We start from the raw sequence: 19651 nt of genomic DNA on the forward strand, positions 1-19651 counted from the left end.
CGGGGGAGCGTGCATGGCGTCGCGAGGCAGACGGGAATTGTCAGACAGGCCCTGGGACGGCGGCGGCCCGGGGTTCATCGCCGCTGGCAGGTCGGGCACCAGAAGAGGTTGCGGGTGGCGAGGTCGGCGGTGCGGATCTCGTCGGCGCAGATGTGACAGGCCCTGGCCGCCCTGCGGTACACGTACACCTCGCCGCCGTGGTCGTCGACGCGCGGCGGGCGGCCCATGGCCTCCGGGAGGTGTTCCGGGCGGACGGTGTCGATGCGGTTGTGGCGGACGCCCTCGCGCATCAGGGCGACGAGGTCGGCCCAGATCGCGTCCCATTCCTCGGCGGTGATGTCCTTGCCCGCGCGGTACGGGTCGATGCCGTGCCGGAAGAGGACCTCGGCGCGATAGACGTTGCCGACGCCCGCGATCACCTTCTGGTCCAGGAGGAGCGCGGCGATCGCCGTACGGCTGCGGGAGACCCTGGCGTAGGCGCGGGCCGGGTCGGCGTCGGGGCGGAGCGGGTCCGGGCCGAGGCGGGCGTGGACGGCCCGCTTCTCGGCGTCGGTGATCAGGGCGCAGGTCGTGGGGCCCCGGAGGTCCATGTACGAGGTGTCGTTGCGCAGCCGCAGGCGGACGGTGTCCGTGGGCGGGGGCGCGGGGGCCGGGCCGAAGGTGACCTTGCCGAAGAGGCCGAGGTGGATGTGGACCCGTTCCTCGGCGGCCTCGTCGCCGAAGTGCAGGAAGAGGTGTTTGCCGTGGGCCTCGGCGGTGTGGAGGGGGGTGCCGGTGAGGAGCGCGGCGGCGTCGGCGAACTTGCCCTGGGGGCTGGTGACATGGGTGGGCCCGGCTCCGCCGAAGTGTTCGCGGCAGTCCTGGGCGAGGCGGTGGATGGTGTGCCCCTCCGGCACGTTGCCCTCCGGGGGTTCGGCAGGGTGGGTGGGGGGTGGTTCGGGGTGCGTGGTCGGGTGCGGGTGGGTGGGCGCTGGTCGCGCAGTTCCCCGCGCCCCTGAAAGACTCCGGGCGCCACCCATGCCGTTGAGGGGCGCGGGGAACTGCGCGAGAAGCCCCACCGGGCCCGCGGTCGCCCTCCGAGCCCGGTCGCCCGAGCTCGTGGGCGGCCCAGAAGCTACGGCTGGGGGTGGTGTGCCGGGATCGGGGGGAGGTCGCCCGTCGTCTCGTAGGCGGCGAGCATGTCGATGCGGCGGATGTGACGCTCGTCACCGGAGAACGGGGTGTTGAGGAAGGTCTCGACGAACTTGGTCGCGTCCTCCTCGGAGTGCATCCGGGCACCGACGGCGACGACGTTCGCGTTGTTGTGCTCGCGGCCCAGCGCGGCCGTCTCGGCGCTCCACGCGAGCGCGGCACGGACGCCGGCCACCTTGTTCGCGGCGATCTGCTCACCGTTGCCCGAGCCGCCGATGACGATGCCGAGGGACCCGGGGTCCGCGGCCGTGCGCTCCGCCGCGCGGAGGCAGAAGGGCGGGTAGTCGTCCTGGGCGTCGTAGATGTGGGGCCCGCAGTCGACGGGCTCGTGGCCCGCGGCCTTCACCCACTCCACGAGGTGGTTCTTGAGTTCGTATCCGGCGTGATCAGAGCCGAGGTAGACGCGCATGGTCCGAGTGTGACACGCGTGTTTCGGCGCGGCACGACGGGGTGCGGGCAGGTAAAAACGTGAGCCACACCACGGAACCTCAAGTAAATCTCAAGTAACAATCCGGATTCAAAGGTTCAGGAATCCTTTCACCTCCGATTCACTGGGCCGATCTTTACAGCGGCCCACCCGGACCCCGGCTGTCGGGTCTCGTTTCCCGCTCTTACGAGAGTCGATCGGTCAGTCGCTGGGCAGACGCACGGAAGTCCCCACAACTGCGCAAAGGAAACCTCCCCCCATGACCTCGCAGCCGACCCTGCCGTCCCCGGCGGATACCGAAGGCTCCTCCTCTCCCCCGTCCCCCGGTCTGCACGCCGGTCTCAAGAACCGCCATCTGTCGATGATCGCGATCGGCGGTGTGATCGGTGCCGGTCTGTTCGTCGGGTCGAGCTCCGGCATCAGGACCGCCGGCCCCGGCATCCTCCTGTCGTACGCGCTCGTCGGCACGATGGTGGTGCTGGTGATGCGGATGCTCGGTGAGATGTCCGCCGCCAACCCGACCTCGGGTTCGTTCTCCGCCCATGCCGACCGCGCGCTCGGCCGCTGGGCCGGGTTCTCCATCGGCTGGCTGTACTGGTTCTTCTGGGTCGTCGTGCTCGCGGTCGAGGCCACCGCGGGTGCGGTGATCCTGGAGGGCTGGATCCCGGCCGTACCGCAGTGGGGCTGGGCGCTGATCGTGATGGTGGTGCTGACCGCCACGAACCTGGTGTCGGTCGGTTCCTACGGCGAGTTCGAGTTCTGGTTCGCCGGGATCAAGGTCGTCGCGATCGCCGCGTTCATCGTGGTGGGCGGGCTGGCCGTGTTCGGGCTGCTGCCGGGTGCCGACACCGGGAAGGCCGGGCTGTCGAACCTCACCGACCACGGCGGGTTCCTGCCCAACGGGGCCGGCGCGATCCTCATCGGTGTGCTCCTGGTCGTCTTCTCCTTCATGGGCAGCGAGATCGCCACGCTGGCCGCCGGTGAGACGGAGAACCCGCAGAAGGCCGTCACCAAGTCCACCAACAGCATCATCTGGCGGATCGGTGTCTTCTACCTCGGCTCCATCTTCGTCGTGGTCACGCTGCTGCCGTGGGACGACCCGTCGATCAAGGAGAAGGGCTCCTACGTCGCCGCCCTGGACTCCCTCGGGATCGCGCACGCCGGGCAGATCATGAACTTCATCGTGCTGACCTCGGTGCTGTCCTGTCTCAACTCCGGTCTGTACACCGCCTCACGCATGGCGTACTCGCTGGGTGAGCGCGGGGACGCGCCGCGCGCGTTCGGCCGTACGAACGGGCGCGGTGTGCCGATGGCCGCGATCCTCTCCTCGGTGGTCTTCGGCTTCGTCGCCGTCGTCTTCAACTACTTCTTCCCCGAGGGCGTCTTCCTCTTCCTGGTCAACTCCTCCGGTGCGGTCGCCCTGTTCGTGTGGCTCGTCATCTGCTTCTCGCAGCTGCGCTTGCGGCGGATCATCGAGCGGGAGACGCCGGAGAAGCTCGTCGTGAAGATGTGGCTGTACCCGTATCTGACGTGGGCCACCATCGGGTTGATCCTCTTCGTCCTCGGCTACATGCTCACCGACACCGAGCACGGCAACCGCGAGATCCTGCTGCTGTCGCTGCTGGTCGCGGCGGTGGTCGTCGGTATCGCGCTGGTGAAGGAGAGGATCGGCGGCGGCAGCAAGAAGGCCGACGTCTGAGCGTTTGAGCGTTTGAGCGTTTGAGAGTCTGAGAGTCTGAGAGTCCGGTTTCTGATCTCTGAATCTCTGACGGTGACGGGGTCCGGTGGCGGTTGCACGCCGCCGGGCCCCGTCACCGTTCGCGCTCACACGGGGGTGAAGGTCTTCTCGACCTTCTCGTAGACCGGGAGGGCCCGGTCCTCTATGTCGGGGTGGTACCAGGTGGTGAGCTGGTAGGACTTGCCGCCGGTGTTGAAGCCCAGGGAGCGGACGTGCCAGGGGAGTTCCTGGGCCGTGACCGTGTACTCCCACACGACGGCGGGCCCGCCCCGGAACTCGGTCTCCTCCAGACGGATCCGGTGGTATCCCGGGCCCTCGCCCGTGCTCTTCTCCTTCTTCCGCCACTGCTCCAGCAGATCGCCGCGCGCGAGGGAGGCCTTGCCGACGATCTCCTGGCGGGCGTCGGGCGAGGTGTAGTGCACCTCGGCACCGGCGTGCACCTCGCGCGAGAAGCCGTCCGGCGGGACCCAGGCGAACACACCGGCCTCCGTGCGGGCGCCGGGCGGCAGTTCGGGCGGGCGGGAGGTGCCGGCGACGGTCGGGGAGGCCGAGGGGGTCGCGGAGGCCGAGGGGGTCGCGGAGGACGCCTTGTCGTCCTTGCCGCCCTTGTCGCCGGGCGAGTCGTTCATCGCGGGTACGACCACGGCGGCGACGGCGGCGGTCACGGCCACGGCGGTGGCCAGGGCGAGGGCGAGGCGGCGGCGGGGGCCGGGGGTGGGGGTGGGGACGGGGGTGGGGACGGGGGTGGGGACGGGGGTGGGCCTGGGTCGGGTCGGCAGGTCGCTTTCGGCGGGGGTGCTCGGGGGCGGGGGGCTCAGGTGGGACTGTTCCTCGGGGTTCGCCTGTGGCTCGGGGTCGGGTCGGTTCCGTACCGTCGGGGTCGGGGTCGGGGTCGGAGTCGGTTCCGGGGGTGTCTCGGCCGGGTCCGTGGGGGTGGCCGGTGCCGGGGGTGCGGGTGGGGTCGGTTGTGGGTCTGCGGCTATGGCGTGGAGGGCGTCGACGAGTCGGGGCAGGTCGGGGCGGGACTCGGGTTCCTTCTTCAGGAGGGCGGCCAGGATGTCGTGGAGGGGGCCCGCGGCGGCGGGGAGTTCGGGCTCCTCGTAGAGCACCGCGTGGAGGGTGGCGAGGGTGGTGGAGCGGGAGAACGGGGAGCGTCCGCCGAGGGCGGCGCAGAGCGTGGCGCCGAGGGACCAGAGGTCGGAGGGCGGGCCCTGCGGGCGGCCGGAGACCCGCTCGGGGGCCATGTAGTCGGGGGAGCCGACGAGCATGCCGGCCATGGTGAGGGCCTCGGCGTTCTGGATGGCCGCGATGCCGAAGTCGGTGAGGACGGCCCGGTGGAGGCCCGTGCGCTTGATCAGGACGTTGGCCGGTTTGATGTCGCGGTGCAGCACGCCCTGGGCGTGCACCTGGCCCAGCGCGTCGACGAGTTCGAGGCCGACGCGGGCCGTGGCGCGCGCGTCGAGCGGGCCGTCCTCCGCCACCAGACGTTCCAGGGAGCGGCCGTCGACCAGTTCCATGACGATCCAGAGCCGTTCGCCCGCGTCGACCACGTCGTAGACGCGGACCACGTTGGGGTGGTCGATGCGGGCCGTGGCCCTGGCCTCCCGCAGGGTCCGCTCGCGTCGGGTGCGGCTGTCCTCCGGGTCGAGGCCGTCGATACGCATTTCCTTGACGGCGACCTGCCGGTCGAGCATTTCGTCGGTGGCCCGCCAGACCCGGCCCATTCCGCCTTGACCGATGCTTTCGACCAGTCGATAGCGGTCGCTCACGACAAGACCAGGAACACCGCCGCGCGTTATTTCCGGCACCCCCATGCCCCCCTTCCGTATCCCGTCCGCAACCCTTCCACAACCGACCGCACGCGCCACAGAAAAACCAATCGGTCGCGCATTGGTCACACTTCGTGCCGCACCAGCATAGTGCTGGGAAATCTTGTGGTACCTCTTCATAGGCCGTGAATTCAGGCACGGCCAGGGGGACACAAGGGGGCATGGAACATGAGTTCTCATCGTAGGGCTGCCATCGTCGGATCGCTGCTCACGGCGTCGCTCACCTCGGTGATGGTCCTCGGCTTCACGGCCTCGGCGGACGACGAGGGGGGATTGAGCAATCATGGCGGAAAGACCGTGGACGCGGCACCGGCGGACGTGAAGCTCTCGACGCTGCTGTCCAAGGAGATCAAAGTCGACAACAAGTCCGGGGAAACGGATATCACCGGTGTCGTGAAGAACGAGGGCGGCAAGGCGAGCGGGGAAATCCGATTGCTCGTGGTCGGTTTCGACGGCCTGACGGTCAAGAACGTGGAGGGTTGTTCAGCAATTCCGGAGGGGGATCTTCCCGACGGCGCGAACAGCGGTTTCGCATGCGCGATCGACGATCTGCCGGCCGGAAAGTCGAAGAGCTATGCGATCGACGCCACGTACGACCTGAGCAAGCAGGGCAAGATCTGTCTGCCGGTGCAGAACGCCGACGGTTCGACGACGTACTGGCAGCAGGGCCCCGTCCCGTTCGGCGCGGCCAACCAGTCGCCCAACGAGCCCGCCACCCCGCTGCTCCTCGGCACCGACAACAGCCCGGTCACCCCGGGCGGCGGTGACGGCGGCAACGGTGACAGTGGAGGCGGGAAGGACGGCAAGCCCGACGAGTTGCCGCAGACCGGTCCCGCCGACCGTGTGCTGTCGCTCGGCGCGGCGGGCCTGTGGTGGAACCGGCGCCGGGCCCACCCGGAGTCCTGACCGCCGAACGCGTCGGTCCCCTCCGCGCGCACTAGGGGTCCTTCTGATGGGTCTCCGCGGGAGAAGCAGCGGCGTTCGCTGCGTGCTCTCGGCGTGCCGGGCGTCGCGACGCCACGGAGATCCATCAGAAGGACCCCTAGATGCGACGGAGGGGACCGGTACGTCGGTGGGCGGTCGACCGGCCGCCCGGGCGGCGCCGTTACTTCTTCAGCAGCTTCCAGGCCGTCGGCAGCAGGCCCATGGCCAGGGCGACCTTGAGGGCGTCGCCGATCAGGAAGGGGGTGAGGCCGGCGGCCACGGCGGCGCCGAGGCCGATGTGGGCGGTGGCGGCGAGGTAGGGGACGCCGACGGCGTAGATGATCGCCTCGCCGACGAGCATCGTGCCCGCCATGCGCAGGGTGGAGCGGTCGCCGCCGCGCCGGGCCAGGGCGCCCACGGCGGCGACGGCCAGGATCATGCCGAGGATGTAGCCGAAGGAGACGCCGACGCCGGAGGTGCCGTTCGCGAACCACGGCAGACCGGCGAGACCGGCCACCGCGTAGAGGCCGAGCGCGGCGACACCGCGGCCCGCGCCGAGGGCGGTGCCGACGAGCAGCGCGGCGAAGGTCTGGCCGGTGACCGGGACCGGGGAGCCCGGCACGGGTACGGCGATCTGGGCGGCGAGCCCGGTGAGCGCGGCGCCGCCGACCACGAGCGCGATGTCACGGGCACGGGTGCCGGAGACGGGGAGGAGGTCGGCGAGGACCTCGCCGGGGCGGGCTGTCGTGGCGGCGGTGCTCATGGTCGGGCTCACTCCGGCGGGTGACGAGGGCGGGGACACGGTGACGCTATCCCGGGGCCCGGGTGCCGGACACCGTCAGCGCTCGACAAAGAGGGGATCAGCGGCTTGGTGGGCTTCGAACAAAGGATGCGGGTTACACCTGGTACGGCGTGATGCCGGTCACTGAGGTGGCGTGGCTGCGGTCCTGACGGGGCGTCGGAGCGGATCTGTAGGGTTTCACCAATCGGCCCGTCGGCGTGGACCGCTGCCGTCTCGCCCGTCGGTCGCCGTCTGGGCAGCGGTGGACCGTTTTGCTAGCTTCGAGCGCATGGTTGCTCAGGCCCGGTACTTCTCGTCGCGTCGCTACGTCGACCTGCGACGCGTGGGCGCGGCCACCTGTCGCCGACCCGGCTGAGGCGGCTCCGGCACGCCTCGCCTTCCGAGACGGCGCAGTGTCGGACCCGTTCCCGAGGATGAATCGCCATGCCCCGTGCCGCGACAGCACCCACCACCACTCTCTACGCTCCCTCTCCCGTGCCCCGGGTCGCCGACAGTGACCGGCGGCGGACCAGCGCCAGTGTGGTGCTGCGGTCCGTGCTGGAGCACGGGCCCGTGGCGCGCAGCACCATCGCCCGGGTGACCGGGCTGTCGCCGGCCTCGGTGACCGACTACTGCGCCCGGTTCACGGGGCTCGGTCTCATCCGTGAGGCCCAACCGCCCCGCCGGTCCAAGGGGTCGGGGCGTCCGCATGTGCCGCTCGACCTGGACGACTCGCTGTTCGTGGTGGGCGGGGTGCATGTGGCCGTGCCGTACACGACGGTCGCGCTGCTCGATCTGCGCGGACGGGTGCTCGTGGAGCGGCGGTCGAAGCACGGCCCCACCGACCCGGCCACGGTCCTGGCGCGGGCCGCCGACGAACTGCGGGCCCTGCTGGACGCGGCGCCCGGCTGCCGGGCCCTGGCCGTCGGCTTCGCGGCCGGCGGCTGGGTGGACCGGGAGACGGGGACCGTCGTCGAGCATCCGCTGCTCGGCTGGCGCGAGGTGCCGGTGCGGGAGGTGCTCGGCGCCCGGACCGGGCTGCCGGTCCATGTGGACGGGCACGCGCGGGCGTTGGTGGGTGCCGAGCAGTTGTTCGGGCGGGCGCGGGGCAGCCGGAGTGTGCTGCATCTGTTCGTCGGCAATGTGGTGGACGCGGCGTTCGCGACCAACGACGAGGTGCACCACGGGCCCCGTTCACAGGCCGGGGCGATCGCCCATCTGCCGCTGCGCGGCGGTACGGAGCCGTGCGACTGCGGGCGGATCGGCTGCCTCCAGGTCGAGTTGAGCGAGCGGACGCTGTGCCGGCGGGCCCGCGCGGCCGGGGTCATCGACGGGGTGAACCCGATGCGGTTGCTGGACGCGGCGGCGGACGGCGACGCGACCGCCGTACGGCTGCTGGTGGAGCGGGCGCGGATGGTGGGGCGGGCGGTGGAGCTGCTGCTCGATGTGCTGAACCCGGAGACCGTGGTCGTCACCGAGATCGGGGTCATCGGCCGGGCGGACTGTCTCGCCGCGGTGCACGAGGCCGTCGGGGCGGACCGGGCGGCGGCCGTGGGGCCGACGAGCTTCCCCGACTCCGTGCTGGCCACGGCGGGTGGAGCGGTGGCCCTGGACGTGCTCTACCGGGATCCACTGGGGGCCTTGGCGCGTCTGGACCTCGTCCGGGCCGAGGCGAGTTAATTCAGAAACTCCGAATGTTGACAGGCATTGCCGAGGACCGGGAACATCGTATTCATGCTGCTCACGAGTTGTCGCACCCTCTGTTGCTGACACGTTGACGTTCCGGAGCCCCTCTCGCACTCCGGCCGACGCGGCACTTTCTCCTGTCTGAATTCTCCGTCCGCTTCCGCGGATTTCTTCCGTGCGCAATTCCGTGCGCAGTCCCACCGTTTCCCTCTGGGGGTCCTCCCATGCCTTCTTCCGCCGCGCCCGGTTTCGACCGGCGACTCTTCCTCACCTCCCTGCTCGGCGTCACGGCCGCGGCGGCCGGGCTCAGCGGCTGCGCCGACAGCAGCGCGGCGACCGCCCAGGCGGCTGCCGACGCGCCGTTGCCCACCAAGGTCCCCTCGGGCACGAGCCTGAAGATCGCCTCCTTCCAGGGGGCGCAGGAATTGCAGCTCAAGCTCGCGAAACTCGACGATCTGCCTTTCAAGGTGACCACATGGGCGAACATCGGCGCCGGACCCGATGTCATCAACGCCTTCCGCTCGGGTTCGCTGGACGTCGCCAACAACGCCGGAATTCCGCCGATCCAGGCGCATTACCAGGGATACGACGCGAAGATCGTCGCGATCAACGTGACCCGGAAACCGAACTATCTCTTCGCCACCAAGCCCGGCAGCGACATCGCCTCGGTCGAGGATTTCCGGGGCAAGAAGCTGGCCTTCTCGCAGGGGCAGGCGCAGGGCGTCGTCCTGCTGCGGGCGCTGAAGGAGGCGGGGCTCGCCTACGACGACGCGGAACTCGTCCCGCTGACCAGCAACCAGTTCCTGACGGCCCTGCAGTCGGGCCAGGTGGACGTCGCCCCGCTCGCCAACCAGCAGGCGCCCGCCTATCTGCGGCAGTACAGGGCCAAGGGTGCCCGCACGATCCCCACCGATGTGGTGGACCTGCTCAACCTGCTGTGGGCGCCGGCCTCCGTGCTGGCCGACGCCGACAAGGTGGCCGCCGTCGCCGCGTACATCCCGTACTGGGCGAAGGCCGCGGTCTGGCAGTACGAGAACCCGGACATCTGGAACGAGGAGTTCTACGTGAAGACCCAGAACCTGACGCCCGCCCAGGCCGAGTCGATCACCGAGCTGGCCAACAAGCCGCTGTTCCCGCCGAGTTGGGACGAGGCGGTCAAGTGGGAGCAGGAGACCGCGGATCTGCTGGCGGAGGGCGGCTTCGTGAGGAAGTTCGACGTCGACACGCTGTTCGACCGGCGGTTCGAGGAGATCGCCGCGAAGGCCGTGACCGAGGAGTACCGGAAGTGAGCGCCGTGACCACGAGTGCCACGGCCGCGGGAGACGCGGCCACCGACGCCGAAGCCAGCGACGCCACCCCGGTCGAGGGCGCCGACGCCACCGCCACCGAGGCCGCCACGGACGCCGCCCCGGTCGACCGGACCGCCGTCGGCGCCGTCGAGGGGAACGCGCAGGTCCGCAGGCGGCGGCTCTCCCCCGGCAAGCGGCTGCCCGCCGCCCGGCTCGTCGGGCCGGTGCTGTTCCTCGCCCTCTGGGCCGCCGCCTCCGCCGCCGAACAGCTCGATCCGGCGGCGATCCCGGCACCCTGGACGGTGCTGGAGGCGGGCGTACGGCTGTGGACGGCCGGGACGCTGCCGACGGACATCCTGACCTCGCTCCAGCGGGCCGGTTCCGGGTTCGCGATCGGGCTGACCGCCGGGATCGTGCTCGCCCTGGTCTCCGGGCTCAGCCGGACCGGCGAGGCGCTGATCGACGGGACGGTCCAGCTCAACCGGGCGATCCCGACGCTGGGTCTGATCCCGCTGTTCATCCTCTGGCTGGGCATCGGCGAGACCTTCAAGATCGCGATCATCGCCATCGTCGTGTACATCCCGATCTACCTCAACACGCATGCCGCGCTGGCCGGGATCGACAGCCGTTTCGTCGAACTCGCCGAGGTGCAGGGCCTGTCGAGGTTCCAGTTCGTCCGGCAGATCGTCATCCCCGGCGCGCTGCCCGGCTTCTTCGTGGGCCTGCGGCTCGGGGTGACCGGCTCCTGGCTGGGCCTGGTCGTGCTGGAGCAGATCAACGCCACCAACGGACTCGGCTACATGATGTTCCAGGCCACGAACTACGGCCAGAGCGACGTCATCCTCGTCGGCCTGGTCGTCTACGGGATCTTCGGCCTGGTCTCCGACAGCGCGGTCCGTCTCATCGAACGGAGGGTGCTGTCATGGCGACGCACACTGAGCGGCTGACGGCCACCGGGCCCGAATCGCCGAAGGCCACGACCCCGGACACGTCCGCTTCGGCGTCCGCCGCCACGGCCGTCGCCGACCGTCCCGCCGTACAACTGCGGGCACTCACCCGGTCGTTCGACGGGCGCAAGGTCCTCGACGGGGTCGACCTCGACATCCCCGCCGGGCAGTTCGTCGCCCTCCTCGGGCACAGCGGCTCCGGCAAGAGCACACTGCTGCGGGCGGTCGCCGGGCTCGACCACGAGGTGGTCGGCAGCGGCCGGCTCGCCGCGCCGAGCAGGGTGTCCGTCGTCTTCCAGGACTCCCGGCTGCTGCCCTGGCGCCGGGTCCTCGACAACGTACTGCTCGGCGCGGAGGGCAGGGAGGCCGCCGCACGCGGACGGGAGGCCCTCGCCGAGGTGGGCCTCAAGGGCCGTGAGCGGGCCTGGCCGAACGAGCTGTCCGGCGGTGAGGCGCAGCGCGCGGCGCTGGCCCGCTCCCTGGTCCGTGAGCCCGAACTGCTGCTGGCCGACGAGCCGTTCGGCGCGCTGGACGCGCTCACCCGGATCAAGATGCACACCCTGCTGAGGCAGTTGTGGGAGCGGCACCGGCCCTCCGTGCTGCTCGTCACCCACGACGTCGACGAGGCGATCGTGCTCGCCGACCGGGTCCTCGTGCTCGAAGAGGGCCGGATCGGCCTCGACCTGACCATCGACCGGCCGCATCCCCGCTCGTACCGGGACCCGCTGCTGGGCGAGTACCGCGAACGGCTGCTGGCCGCGCTCGGGGTGAAAGAGGACCACTGATGACGTCAAGACAGCTCCACCTCAACGCCTTCCTGATGAACACCGGCCACCACGAGGCCTCCTGGCGGCTGCCGGAGTCCGACCCGTACGCGCATGTCGAGCTGGACCACTACGTCCGGCTGGCCCGGATCGCGGAGCGGGGCACCTTCGACTCGCTGTTCCTGGCCGACGGTCCGCAGCTGTGGGGCAGTGTCGGCCAGCGCCCGGCGGGCGCCCTGGAGCCGCTGACGCTGCTGACCGCGCTGGCGACGGCCACCGAGCACATCGGGCTGATCGCCACCGCCTCCACCTCCTACAACTCCCCCTACAACCTGGCCCGCAAGTTCGCCTCGCTGGACATCCTCAGCGGCGGCCGGGCCGGCTGGAACATCGTCACCACCGCGGGCGCGGAGGCCGCCCGCAACTTCGGGCTGGACGCCGAGCCCGCGCACGCCCAGCGGTACGCGCGGGCCGCCGAGTTCCTCGACGTGGCCCTGAAGCTCTGGGACAGCTGGGAGGACGACGCGATCGTCGCCGACAAGGCCTCCGGGGTCTGGGGCGACGACACGAAGATCCATCCGCCCCGGCACAAGGGCACGTACTTCCGTGTCGAGGGCCCGCTCAACGTCCCGCGCTCGCCGCAGGGTTATCCGCTGCTGGTGCAGGCGGGGTCAAGCGAGGACGGCAAGACGTTCGCGGCGCGGTACGCGGAGGCCGTGTTCACCGCGCAGCAGACCATCAAGGACGCTCGGGCCTTCTACGCCGACCTCAAGGCCCGTACGGTCGCGGCCGGCCGGGACCCCGGGCACATCAAGGTGCTGCCCGGGATCGTGCCCGTCCTCGGGTCGACGGAGGCCGAGGCGCGGGCCGCCGAGCAGGTGCTGGAGGACCACATCGTGTACACGCACGGGGTGGGCAATCTGGAGCGGCTGCTGCAACTGCCCGCCGGTTCCCTGGAGCTGGACGCCCAGCTGCCCGCCGATCTGCCGCCGGAGAGCGCGATCGAGGGGGCCAAGAGCCGCTACACGCTCGTCGTGGAGCTGGCCCGGCGCGACCGGCTGACCGTGCGGGAGCTGATCGGGCGGCTGGGCGGCGGGCGCGGGCACCTCACCTTCGCCGGGACGCCCGAGCAGGTCGCCGACAAGATCGAGGCCTGGTTCACCGGGGGCGCGGCCGACGGCTTCAACATCATGCCCGCGGTCCTGCCGTCCGGCCTCGACGCCTTCGTCGACCAGGTCGTCCCGTTGCTGCGCGCCCGGGGTCTGCTGCGCGAGGAGTACGGCCCGCGCCGGACCCTGCGGGAGCGCTACGGCCTCCCGCGCCCCGCCAACCAGCATGTCGGCCCGCCCGCCCCCGCGTCCACATCCGCGCCCGCATCCGCGCCCTCGTCCTCGTCCTCGTCCTCGTCCGCGCCCGCCCTCGTCTGAAAGGACCGACCATGTCCATCGAGATCCAGAAGGTCACCGCGAACATCGGCGCCCGTGTCTCCGGCGTCGACATCTCCAAGCCCCTCGACGAGGAGACGGTCGCCGCTCTCCGTGAGGCCCTCAACGTCCACAAGGCGCTCGTCTTCGACGACGTGAACCTCGACGACGAGTCCCACCAGGCCTTCGTCCGCCACTTCGGCGACGTCACCACCGCCCACCCGACGGTCGCCGCCGTCGACGGCGCCGCCAACGTCCTGCCCGTGGACAGCGAGCGGGGGCGCGCCAACCACTGGCACACCGATGTCACCTTCGTCCTCAACCCGCCGCAGGCCACCACCCTGCGCAGCATCACGATCCCGCCGTACGGCGGCGAGACCCTGATCGCCAACTCGGCGGCGGCCTACCGGGATCTGCCCGAGCCGCTGCGCCGGCTGGCCGACGGGCTGTGGGCCGAGCACACCAACGACTACGACTACGCGGTGCCCGACGAGGAGATCGACGCGGAGAAGGCCGAACAGCGCGCCCTGTTCACCTCGATCAAGTACCGCACGGCCCACCCGGTCGTCCGCGTCCATCCGCTGACCGGTGAACGCGGGCTGTTCATCGGCGGGTTCGCGCAGCGGATCGTGGGCCTGTCGCTCGGTGAGTCCCGCAAGATCCTCGACCTGCTCCAGTCGTATGTGACCCGGCCGGAGAACGTGCTGCGCCACCGCTGGTCGGAGAACCAGCTCGTCGTCTTCGACAACCGCGTCACCCAGCACTACGCCATCGACAACTACGACGGTCTGCCGCGCCGGCTGCACCGGGTGACCGTCGCCGGTGACGTGCCGGCCGGTATCGAGGGCAGGGAGAGCCACTCCATCGAGGGGGACGCCTCGCACTACACGTCCGTGGCCGTGCGGCCCGCGCCCGAGGCCGCGTCCGTCGCCGTACGGGAGGAGGCCGCCTCCGTAGCCGCGTAGGCACAGCAGGCGCCGGTCGCGTCCGGATAGCGGACAGCCCCTCCACGGGTGTGGAGGGGCTGTCCAGACTGTCGGCTCCTTCGACAGGTTCAAGGCGCAGCTGACCAAGGCGTCCGCCACCACCCAGGGTTCGGGCTGGGGCGTCCTCGCCTACGAGCCGCTGAGCGGACGTCTGATCGTCGAGCAGGTCTACGACCACCAGGGCAACGTCGGCCAGGGCTCCACCCCGATCCTGGTCTTCGACGCCTGGGAGCACGCCTTCTACCTCCAGTACAGGAACCAGAAGGTCGACTTCATCGACGCCGTGTGGGCCGTCGTCAACTGGCAGGACGCGGCCCGCCGCCACGAGGCCGCCAAGTCCCGCGCGGACGTCCTCCTGCTGACCCCCTGAGGCCGTCCCGCCCCGGACGCCCTGCTCGTGATCGTCTTCTCAACCTTCACCGGGCAGGCGGCACAGAGGAAGACCCCCGCGAGGATGTGACTCGCGGGGGTCTTCCGGTTTAAGGGACTTTCAGTGGATCGTTGCGCAATGCCGAAGCCGAAGACACTCACCTGCCAGACGTGCCGCTCCCGGGAACTCCACGAGCCCCTGACCCCCGACGAGAAGAAGTGGCTGGAGGGTCAGCTGGGCAACCGGATCGGGGACGACTTCTACAAGTGCGTCAACGGTCTCCCCGACGGCAGGATCTGCCTCAATCTGCGCAGGCACTCGGTCGAGAAGCACTTCGCGCTCACCAAGCGCCTGCCGGACAAGAAGGAATGACCCTCCGGTCCGCCCCTGTCGCCGGCCCCAGCGCCGTGTCGGTCAGATCAGGTTGCTGAAGTCCGGGCCCTTGGTGCGGGTGCGCTTGAGCTCGTAGAAGCCGGGGACCGAGGCCACGAGGAGGGTGCCGTCCCAGAGCTTGGCGGCTTCCTCGCCCTGGGGGGCGGGGGTGACGACGGGGCCGAAGAAGGCGATCTGCTCGCCGTCGGCGCCGGGGACGGCGATCACGGGGGTGCCGACGTCCTGGCCGACCTTGTCGATGCCCTCCTTGTGGGAGGCGCGCAGCTGCGGCTCGTACGGGGTGGAGTCCCAGTGGTCCATGAGGGACTCGGGGAGGCCGACATCCTTCAGGGCGGCGGCGACCGTCTCCTTCTCGGGGCCCTCGCCCTGGTTGTGGATACGCGTGCCGAGCGCGGTGTAGAGGTCGCCCAGCACCTCGGCGCCGTGCTCCTGCCGGGCGGCTATGACGATCCGTACCGGGCCCCAGGCCTTGGTGGCCAGCAGCTCGCGGTACTCCTCGGGCAGCTCGTCGATCCTGGGCTCGTTCAGCACGGCGAGGCTCATCACATGCCAGCGCACCTCGATGTCCCGGACCTTCTCCACCTCCAGGACCCAGCGCGAGGTCATCCAGGCCCAGGGGCACAGCGGGTCGAACCAGAAGTCGACGGGGGTCTTGCCGGAGGGCGTGGCGGAGGTCTGCTCGGACATGGTTCTCCTCGGGAAGCGGGCTCTGGGGCACTCGTCTCAGCTGGCAACACCGACGGCCTGGCGTCGCATTCCCGTCTGCCCGCCGTCAGAGGCGCATGACAGGATCGGGCCTGTCCGCATACTGAACACCTGCTGAACACCACCCCGAGGGAGTACCGCCCGTGCCCGGTGAGAATCTGTCCCGCGACGAGGCCCGGGAGCGGGCCGCACTGCTGTCCGTCGACGGTTACGAGGTCTCCCTCGATCTGCGGTCCGCCGTCGGCGACTCCGGTGGCCCCGGTGGCGGGCCGCGCACCTTCCGGTCGGTGACGACGATCCGCTTCCGCTGCGCCGACCCGGGCGCCGGCAGCTTCGCCGATCTGATCGCGCCGAGTGTGACGGCCGTCTCCCTCAACGGCAAGGACCTCGACCCGAGCGAGGTCTTCGACGGTTCCCGGATCACCCTCGACGACCTGGCCGCCGAGAACGAGCTGGTGGTCGACGCCCGGTGCGCCTACTCCCGCACCGGCGAGGGCCTGCACCGCTTCGTCGACCCCGAGGACGGCGAGGTCTACCTCTACACGCAGTACGAGCCGGCGGACTCCCGCCGGGTCTTCGCGAACTTCGAGCAGCCGGACCTCAAGGCGCCCTTCCGCTTCGAGGTGCGCGCGCCCGAGGACTGGGTCGTGTGGAGCAACGGCGTCGGCGAGCGGACGGACGGGGTGTGGCGGTTCGCGGAGACGAAGCCGATCTCGACGTACATCACGGCGGTCGTCGCGGGCCCGTACCACTATGTGACGGACACGTACGAGCGAACCTTCGCGGACGGTACGCGGCTGGAGATCCCCCTCGGCGCGATGTGCCGCAAGGGTCTCGCCCCCTACTTCGACTCCGACGACGTCTTCGAGATCACCAAGCAGGGCCTGGACTTCTTCCACGACCACTTCGACTACCCGTACCCCTTCGGGAAGTACGACCAGGCGTTCGTGCCCGAGTACAACCTCGGCGCGATGGAGAACCCGGGACTGGTCACGTTCCGCGAGGAGTTCATCTTCCGGGGGAAGGTGACGCGGGCGTCGTACGAGCGGCGGGCCAACGTGATCCTGCACGAGATGGCGCACATGTGGTTCGGCGACCTGGTGACCATGGTGTGGTGGGACGACCTGTGGCTGAAGGAGTCGTTCGCCGACTTCATGGGGTCCTTCTCGATGGTCGAGGCGACCCGCTTCACCAACGGCTGGGTGACCTTCGCCAACAACCGCAAGTCCTGGGCCTACCGCGCCGACCAGCTGCCCTCCACCCACCCCGTCACGGCCGACATCCGTGACCTGGAGGACGCCAAGCTGAACTTCGACGGCATCACCTACGCCAAGGGCGCTTCCGTGCTGAAGCAGTTGGTGGCGTACGTGGGGCGCGACGCCTTCCTGGAGGGCGCCCGGCGCTACTTCAAGCGGAACGCGTACGGCAACACCAGGCTGGGCGACCTGCTGTCGGTCCTGGAGGAGACCAGCGGGCGGGACATGGTGTCCTGGTCGCGGGCCTGGCTCCAGACGGCGGGCGTCAACTCCCTCACCCCGCAGGTGCTGCTGGACTCCGAGGGCCGGATCGACGAGCTGGCGGTGGTGCAGGAGGCGGCACCCATTGCCCCGGCGGACCACCCCGAACTGCGCCCGCACCGGGTGGCGATCGGTCTGTACCGGCGGTCCGGCGGGGACGGCTCCGGCGCGTTGGAGCGGTACGCGCGCGCCGAGGTGGACGTCGACGGGCCGCGTACGGTCGTGGGCGAGCTGGCCGGGGCCGAGGCGCCCGCGCTGGTGCTGGTCAACGACGACGACCTGACGTACTGCAAGATCCGGTTCGACACGGGGTCGCTGGACACCCTGCGGGCCGGGCTCGGGGACATCACGGACCCGCTGGCGCGGGCGCTGTGCTGGTCGGCGCTGTGGAACCTGACCCGGGACGCGCTGCTCCCGGCGCGGGACTTCGTCGACCTCGTGCTGCGGTTCGCCGGGCGGGAGTCCGACATCGGGGTGCTGCAGATGCTGCACGCGTGGGCCAACTCCGCGCTCACGCACTACGCGGCACCGGGGTGGCGGGAGCCCGGGGCGCGGCTGCTGGCGGAGGGGGCGCTGCGGGAGCTGCGGGCGGCCGAGGCGGGGAGCCAGCATCAGCTGACGTGGGCCCGCTTCTTCGCCTCGGTGGCGTCGAGTGAGGCCGATCTCGCCGTGTTGCAGGGGCTGTTGGCCGGGACCGAGAGGATCGACGGGCTGGACGTCGACCAGGAGCTGCGGTGGGCGTTCCTGGAGCCGCTGGCCACGTTCGGGGTGGCCGACGAGCGGGTGCTGGCCGCCGAGTTGGCGCGGGACGACACGGCCTCCGGGAAGCGGCATCAGGTGCGGTGTCTGGCGGCGCGGCCGTCCGCCGCGGTCAAGGCGCAGGCGTGGGCCTCGGTCGTGGAGTCGGACACGCTGTCCAACGCGCTGGTCGAGGCGACGATCACGGGGTTCGCCCGGCCGTCGCAGCGGGAGTTGACGGCGCCGTACGCCGCGAAGTACTTCGAGGTGATCGAGCGGGTGTGGGCCGAGCGGTCCATCCAGATCGGGATGGATGTGGTGCGGGGGCTGTTCCCGTCGCTCCAGGACTCTCCCGGGACGCTGGAGGCTACGGACGCGTGGCTGGCCTCGCACGGGGCGGCTGCGCCGGCGTTGCGGAGGCTGGTGATCGAGGCTCGGGACGATCTGGCTCGGGGGTTGCGGGGGCAGGAGTGTGACGGGGCGGCCGGGCGGTAAGTGCGGCTGAGGTCTTGTGTGTCGCGCACCCGGCGGCTGCCGCTGGGCGGGGGTCGGGTGCGCTCACCGGCGCTTGCCGGGTGCCGCTGCGCCCACCCTCCCCCACCGCCCCCAGCGGCACGACTGCCCGCGGCTACGGCGGCTCATCCGTCATGTCCTCGCCCGGTTACGGGTTACGGAATTCGGGTAATCGGAGCCGTAACCTTTTCTGATCCCCGTACGGACCAGCGGGTATCGGCAGTCGAACGCACGTACTTTAGTGCGGTCTTGTCCGGGTTTGTCGACGGGCGTGTAACAGAGGTTCATGGGCGGCTCCGGAGCGGGAACCTCCGGGTCATGACCCACAACACCCCGCTCTCCCCCCGCCCCCTCCGTCGCCTCTCGGACGTCACGCGCCGGGTGCTGACGGCCGCGCAGTTGCGCGCGCAGGGTGTCACCGCGGCCGAGACGAACGAGCAGTGCCGGCCCGGTGGTTCCTGGCAGCAGATCCTGCCGGGTGTGTTCCTGCTGCACCCGGGCCCGCCCACCTCGGAGGAGCGGCTGCACGCGGTGCTGTCGTACGCGGCCCGCTCACCGTTCCGCGAGACGGCCACCGGTGTCGCCGGTGTCCCGGCCCAGCCGAACGCGGACGAGCCCCGCCCCACGCCCCGTTACCCGGACGCGGTGATCACGGGCCTGGCCGCGCTGACGCTGCACGGCTTCACGTCCGCTCCCCCGCTCCCCTCCCTGGACGTGATCGACGTCCTGGTCCCGCGTCTGCGCCGGCTGCGGACCGTGGGCTGCGCCCGGATCGTCCGCACCCCGGCCATGCCGGCCCCGTCGTACGTGACCGGCCTGCCCGTCGCCCCCGTGCCGCGCGCCCTCGCCGACGCGGTCGCGGAACTCTCCGACGCGGGTGCCGCACGCCGGCTGCTGACGGAGGCGGTGCGCGGCGGTCACACGGAACCGGCCGCTGTCGTCAGGGAGTTGACGCGGGCGCGGCTGCTGAGCCGGCCGCATGTCGCCGACGCCGTGGACTCGCTGGTCGCCGAGGGGCGGGCCATCGCGGAGGACCGGCTGTACCGGATGGTCCGCGAGTACGCCCTGCCCGACCCGGTCTGGAACGTGGACCTCCGGCTGCCCGGCGGCCCCCACCTGGGCGGTCTCGACGCGTACTGGCCGGAGCAGGCCGTCGCGGTCGAGCTGGACACCCGCGCGCCGCGCCAGGAGGACGACGCGCTGTGGTCCGAGTACGCCCGCAAGCGGGAGATGTTGGAGCGGCTCGGCATCACCGTCGTCCATGTCACCCCCGGCAAGCTCCGCGACTCCCTGGAGCAGCAGGCGACCGTCGTCCGCACCGCCCTGATGGCGTCGTGCGACCGCGACCCGGCCGCGTATGTCGTGGTGCTTCCCCGGTAATCGGGTAACCCGGACCACCAGGAGGGGAGAGGAGGGGCCGCCGATCACT

Annotated in this window: 16 protein-coding genes and 1 pseudogene; 12 read left to right on the forward strand and 5 right to left on the reverse strand. The window is 70.8% G+C overall.

Features of this window, described 5'->3' with window-relative positions; all coding sequences use genetic code 11:
• Window positions 1-74 precede the first annotated feature (74 nt).
• Complete coding sequence (locus F9278_RS14310; RefSeq protein WP_152168676.1) at window positions 75-896, reverse strand: Fpg/Nei family DNA glycosylase; 822 nt, start codon at window positions 894-896, stop codon at window positions 75-77.
• Window positions 897-1114: 218 nt separating this feature from the next.
• Window positions 1115-1600 carry a ribose-5-phosphate isomerase gene (locus tag F9278_RS14315; protein ID WP_152168677.1) on the reverse strand — a complete coding sequence of 162 codons (486 nt, stop codon included), beginning with the start codon at window positions 1598-1600 and terminating at the stop codon, window positions 1115-1117.
• A 277-nt stretch (window positions 1601-1877) separates the two neighbouring features.
• On the opposite strand from F9278_RS14315, the gene F9278_RS14320 reads away from it, so the two are divergent.
• A complete protein-coding gene (locus F9278_RS14320) occupies window positions 1878-3317 on the forward strand; it encodes an amino acid permease (protein ID WP_152168678.1) in 1440 nt (479 codons plus the stop codon).
• A gap of 125 nt (window positions 3318-3442) precedes the next feature.
• Here F9278_RS14320 and F9278_RS14325 read toward each other — a convergent pair whose 3' ends face one another.
• Window positions 3443-5125 (reverse strand): serine/threonine-protein kinase, encoded by a 1683-nt coding sequence (locus F9278_RS14325; protein WP_450372066.1) that lies wholly within the window; start codon window positions 5123-5125, stop codon window positions 3443-3445.
• A 228-nt stretch (window positions 5126-5353) separates the two neighbouring features.
• On the opposite strand from F9278_RS14325, the gene F9278_RS14330 reads away from it, so the two are divergent.
• Window positions 5354-6091 (forward strand): cell wall protein, encoded by a 738-nt coding sequence (locus F9278_RS14330; protein WP_152168680.1) that lies wholly within the window; start codon window positions 5354-5356, stop codon window positions 6089-6091.
• A gap of 199 nt (window positions 6092-6290) precedes the next feature.
• Here the strand turns inward: F9278_RS14330 and F9278_RS14335 are convergent, their stop codons facing one another.
• Window positions 6291-6872: a biotin transporter BioY gene (locus tag F9278_RS14335; RefSeq protein ID WP_152168681.1), complete on the reverse strand. Its 582-nt coding sequence runs from the start codon at window positions 6870-6872 to the stop codon at window positions 6291-6293.
• A gap of 462 nt (window positions 6873-7334) precedes the next feature.
• Between F9278_RS14335 and F9278_RS14340 the strand changes: the two genes are divergently transcribed.
• The 8 genes and pseudogenes from F9278_RS14340 (at window position 7335) to F9278_RS14375 (ending at window position 14728) form a co-directional block, all read left to right on the forward strand.
• Entirely contained in the window at window positions 7335-8570 is a 1236-nt protein-coding gene (locus F9278_RS14340) for an ROK family protein (RefSeq protein ID WP_152168682.1), read from the forward strand.
• Between the two features lie 230 nt (window positions 8571-8800).
• A complete protein-coding gene (locus tag F9278_RS14345; RefSeq protein ID WP_152168683.1) occupies window positions 8801-9865 on the forward strand; it encodes an ABC transporter substrate-binding protein in 1065 nt (354 codons plus the stop codon).
• Between the two features lie 5 nt (window positions 9866-9870).
• Window positions 9871-10812 carry an ABC transporter permease gene (locus F9278_RS14350; RefSeq protein WP_404819011.1) on the forward strand — a complete coding sequence of 314 codons (942 nt, stop codon included), beginning with the start codon at window positions 9871-9873 and terminating at the stop codon, window positions 10810-10812.
• Window positions 10788-11597, forward strand: a complete 810-nt coding sequence (locus F9278_RS14355) for an ABC transporter ATP-binding protein (RefSeq protein WP_152168685.1) — start codon at window positions 10788-10790, stop codon at window positions 11595-11597. Before F9278_RS14350 ends, F9278_RS14355 begins: the two co-directional genes overlap by 25 nt.
• On the forward strand, window positions 11597-13003 hold the full coding sequence (locus F9278_RS14360) for an LLM class flavin-dependent oxidoreductase (protein WP_152168686.1): 1407 nt from the start codon (window positions 11597-11599) through the stop codon (window positions 13001-13003). Before F9278_RS14355 ends, F9278_RS14360 begins: the two co-directional genes overlap by 1 nt.
• An 11-nt stretch (window positions 13004-13014) precedes the next feature.
• Entirely contained in the window at window positions 13015-13965 is a 951-nt protein-coding gene (locus tag F9278_RS14365; RefSeq protein WP_226966735.1) for a TauD/TfdA dioxygenase family protein, read from the forward strand.
• A 31-nt stretch (window positions 13966-13996) separates the two neighbouring features.
• A pseudogene (locus F9278_RS14370) lies at window positions 13997-14356 on the forward strand (superoxide dismutase); the annotation flags it as partial.
• A gap of 138 nt (window positions 14357-14494) precedes the next feature.
• Window positions 14495-14728: a hypothetical protein gene (locus tag F9278_RS14375; RefSeq protein ID WP_152168687.1), complete on the forward strand. Its 234-nt coding sequence runs from the start codon at window positions 14495-14497 to the stop codon at window positions 14726-14728.
• A 42-nt stretch (window positions 14729-14770) separates the two neighbouring features.
• Here the strand turns inward: F9278_RS14375 and F9278_RS14380 are convergent, their stop codons facing one another.
• A complete protein-coding gene (locus F9278_RS14380; protein WP_152168688.1) occupies window positions 14771-15436 on the reverse strand; it encodes a mycothiol-dependent nitroreductase Rv2466c family protein in 666 nt (221 codons plus the stop codon).
• Window positions 15437-15597: 161 nt separating this feature from the next.
• On the opposite strand from F9278_RS14380, the gene pepN reads away from it, so the two are divergent.
• Together pepN and F9278_RS14390 are read left to right on the forward strand one after the other, a co-directional pair.
• Window positions 15598-18204: an aminopeptidase N gene (gene pepN, locus F9278_RS14385; protein WP_152168689.1), complete on the forward strand. Its 2607-nt coding sequence runs from the start codon at window positions 15598-15600 to the stop codon at window positions 18202-18204.
• Window positions 18205-18540: 336 nt separating this feature from the next.
• The gene (locus F9278_RS14390; protein ID WP_152168690.1) at window positions 18541-19602 is read left to right on the forward strand and encodes a hypothetical protein; all 1062 of its coding nucleotides are present in this window, start codon (window positions 18541-18543) and stop codon (window positions 19600-19602) included.
• Window positions 19603-19651: the final 49 nt, after the last annotated feature.

The sequence above is a fragment of the Streptomyces phaeolivaceus genome (genome assembly GCF_009184865.1).
Lineage (GTDB): Bacteria > Actinomycetota > Actinomycetes > Streptomycetales > Streptomycetaceae > Streptomyces > Streptomyces phaeolivaceus.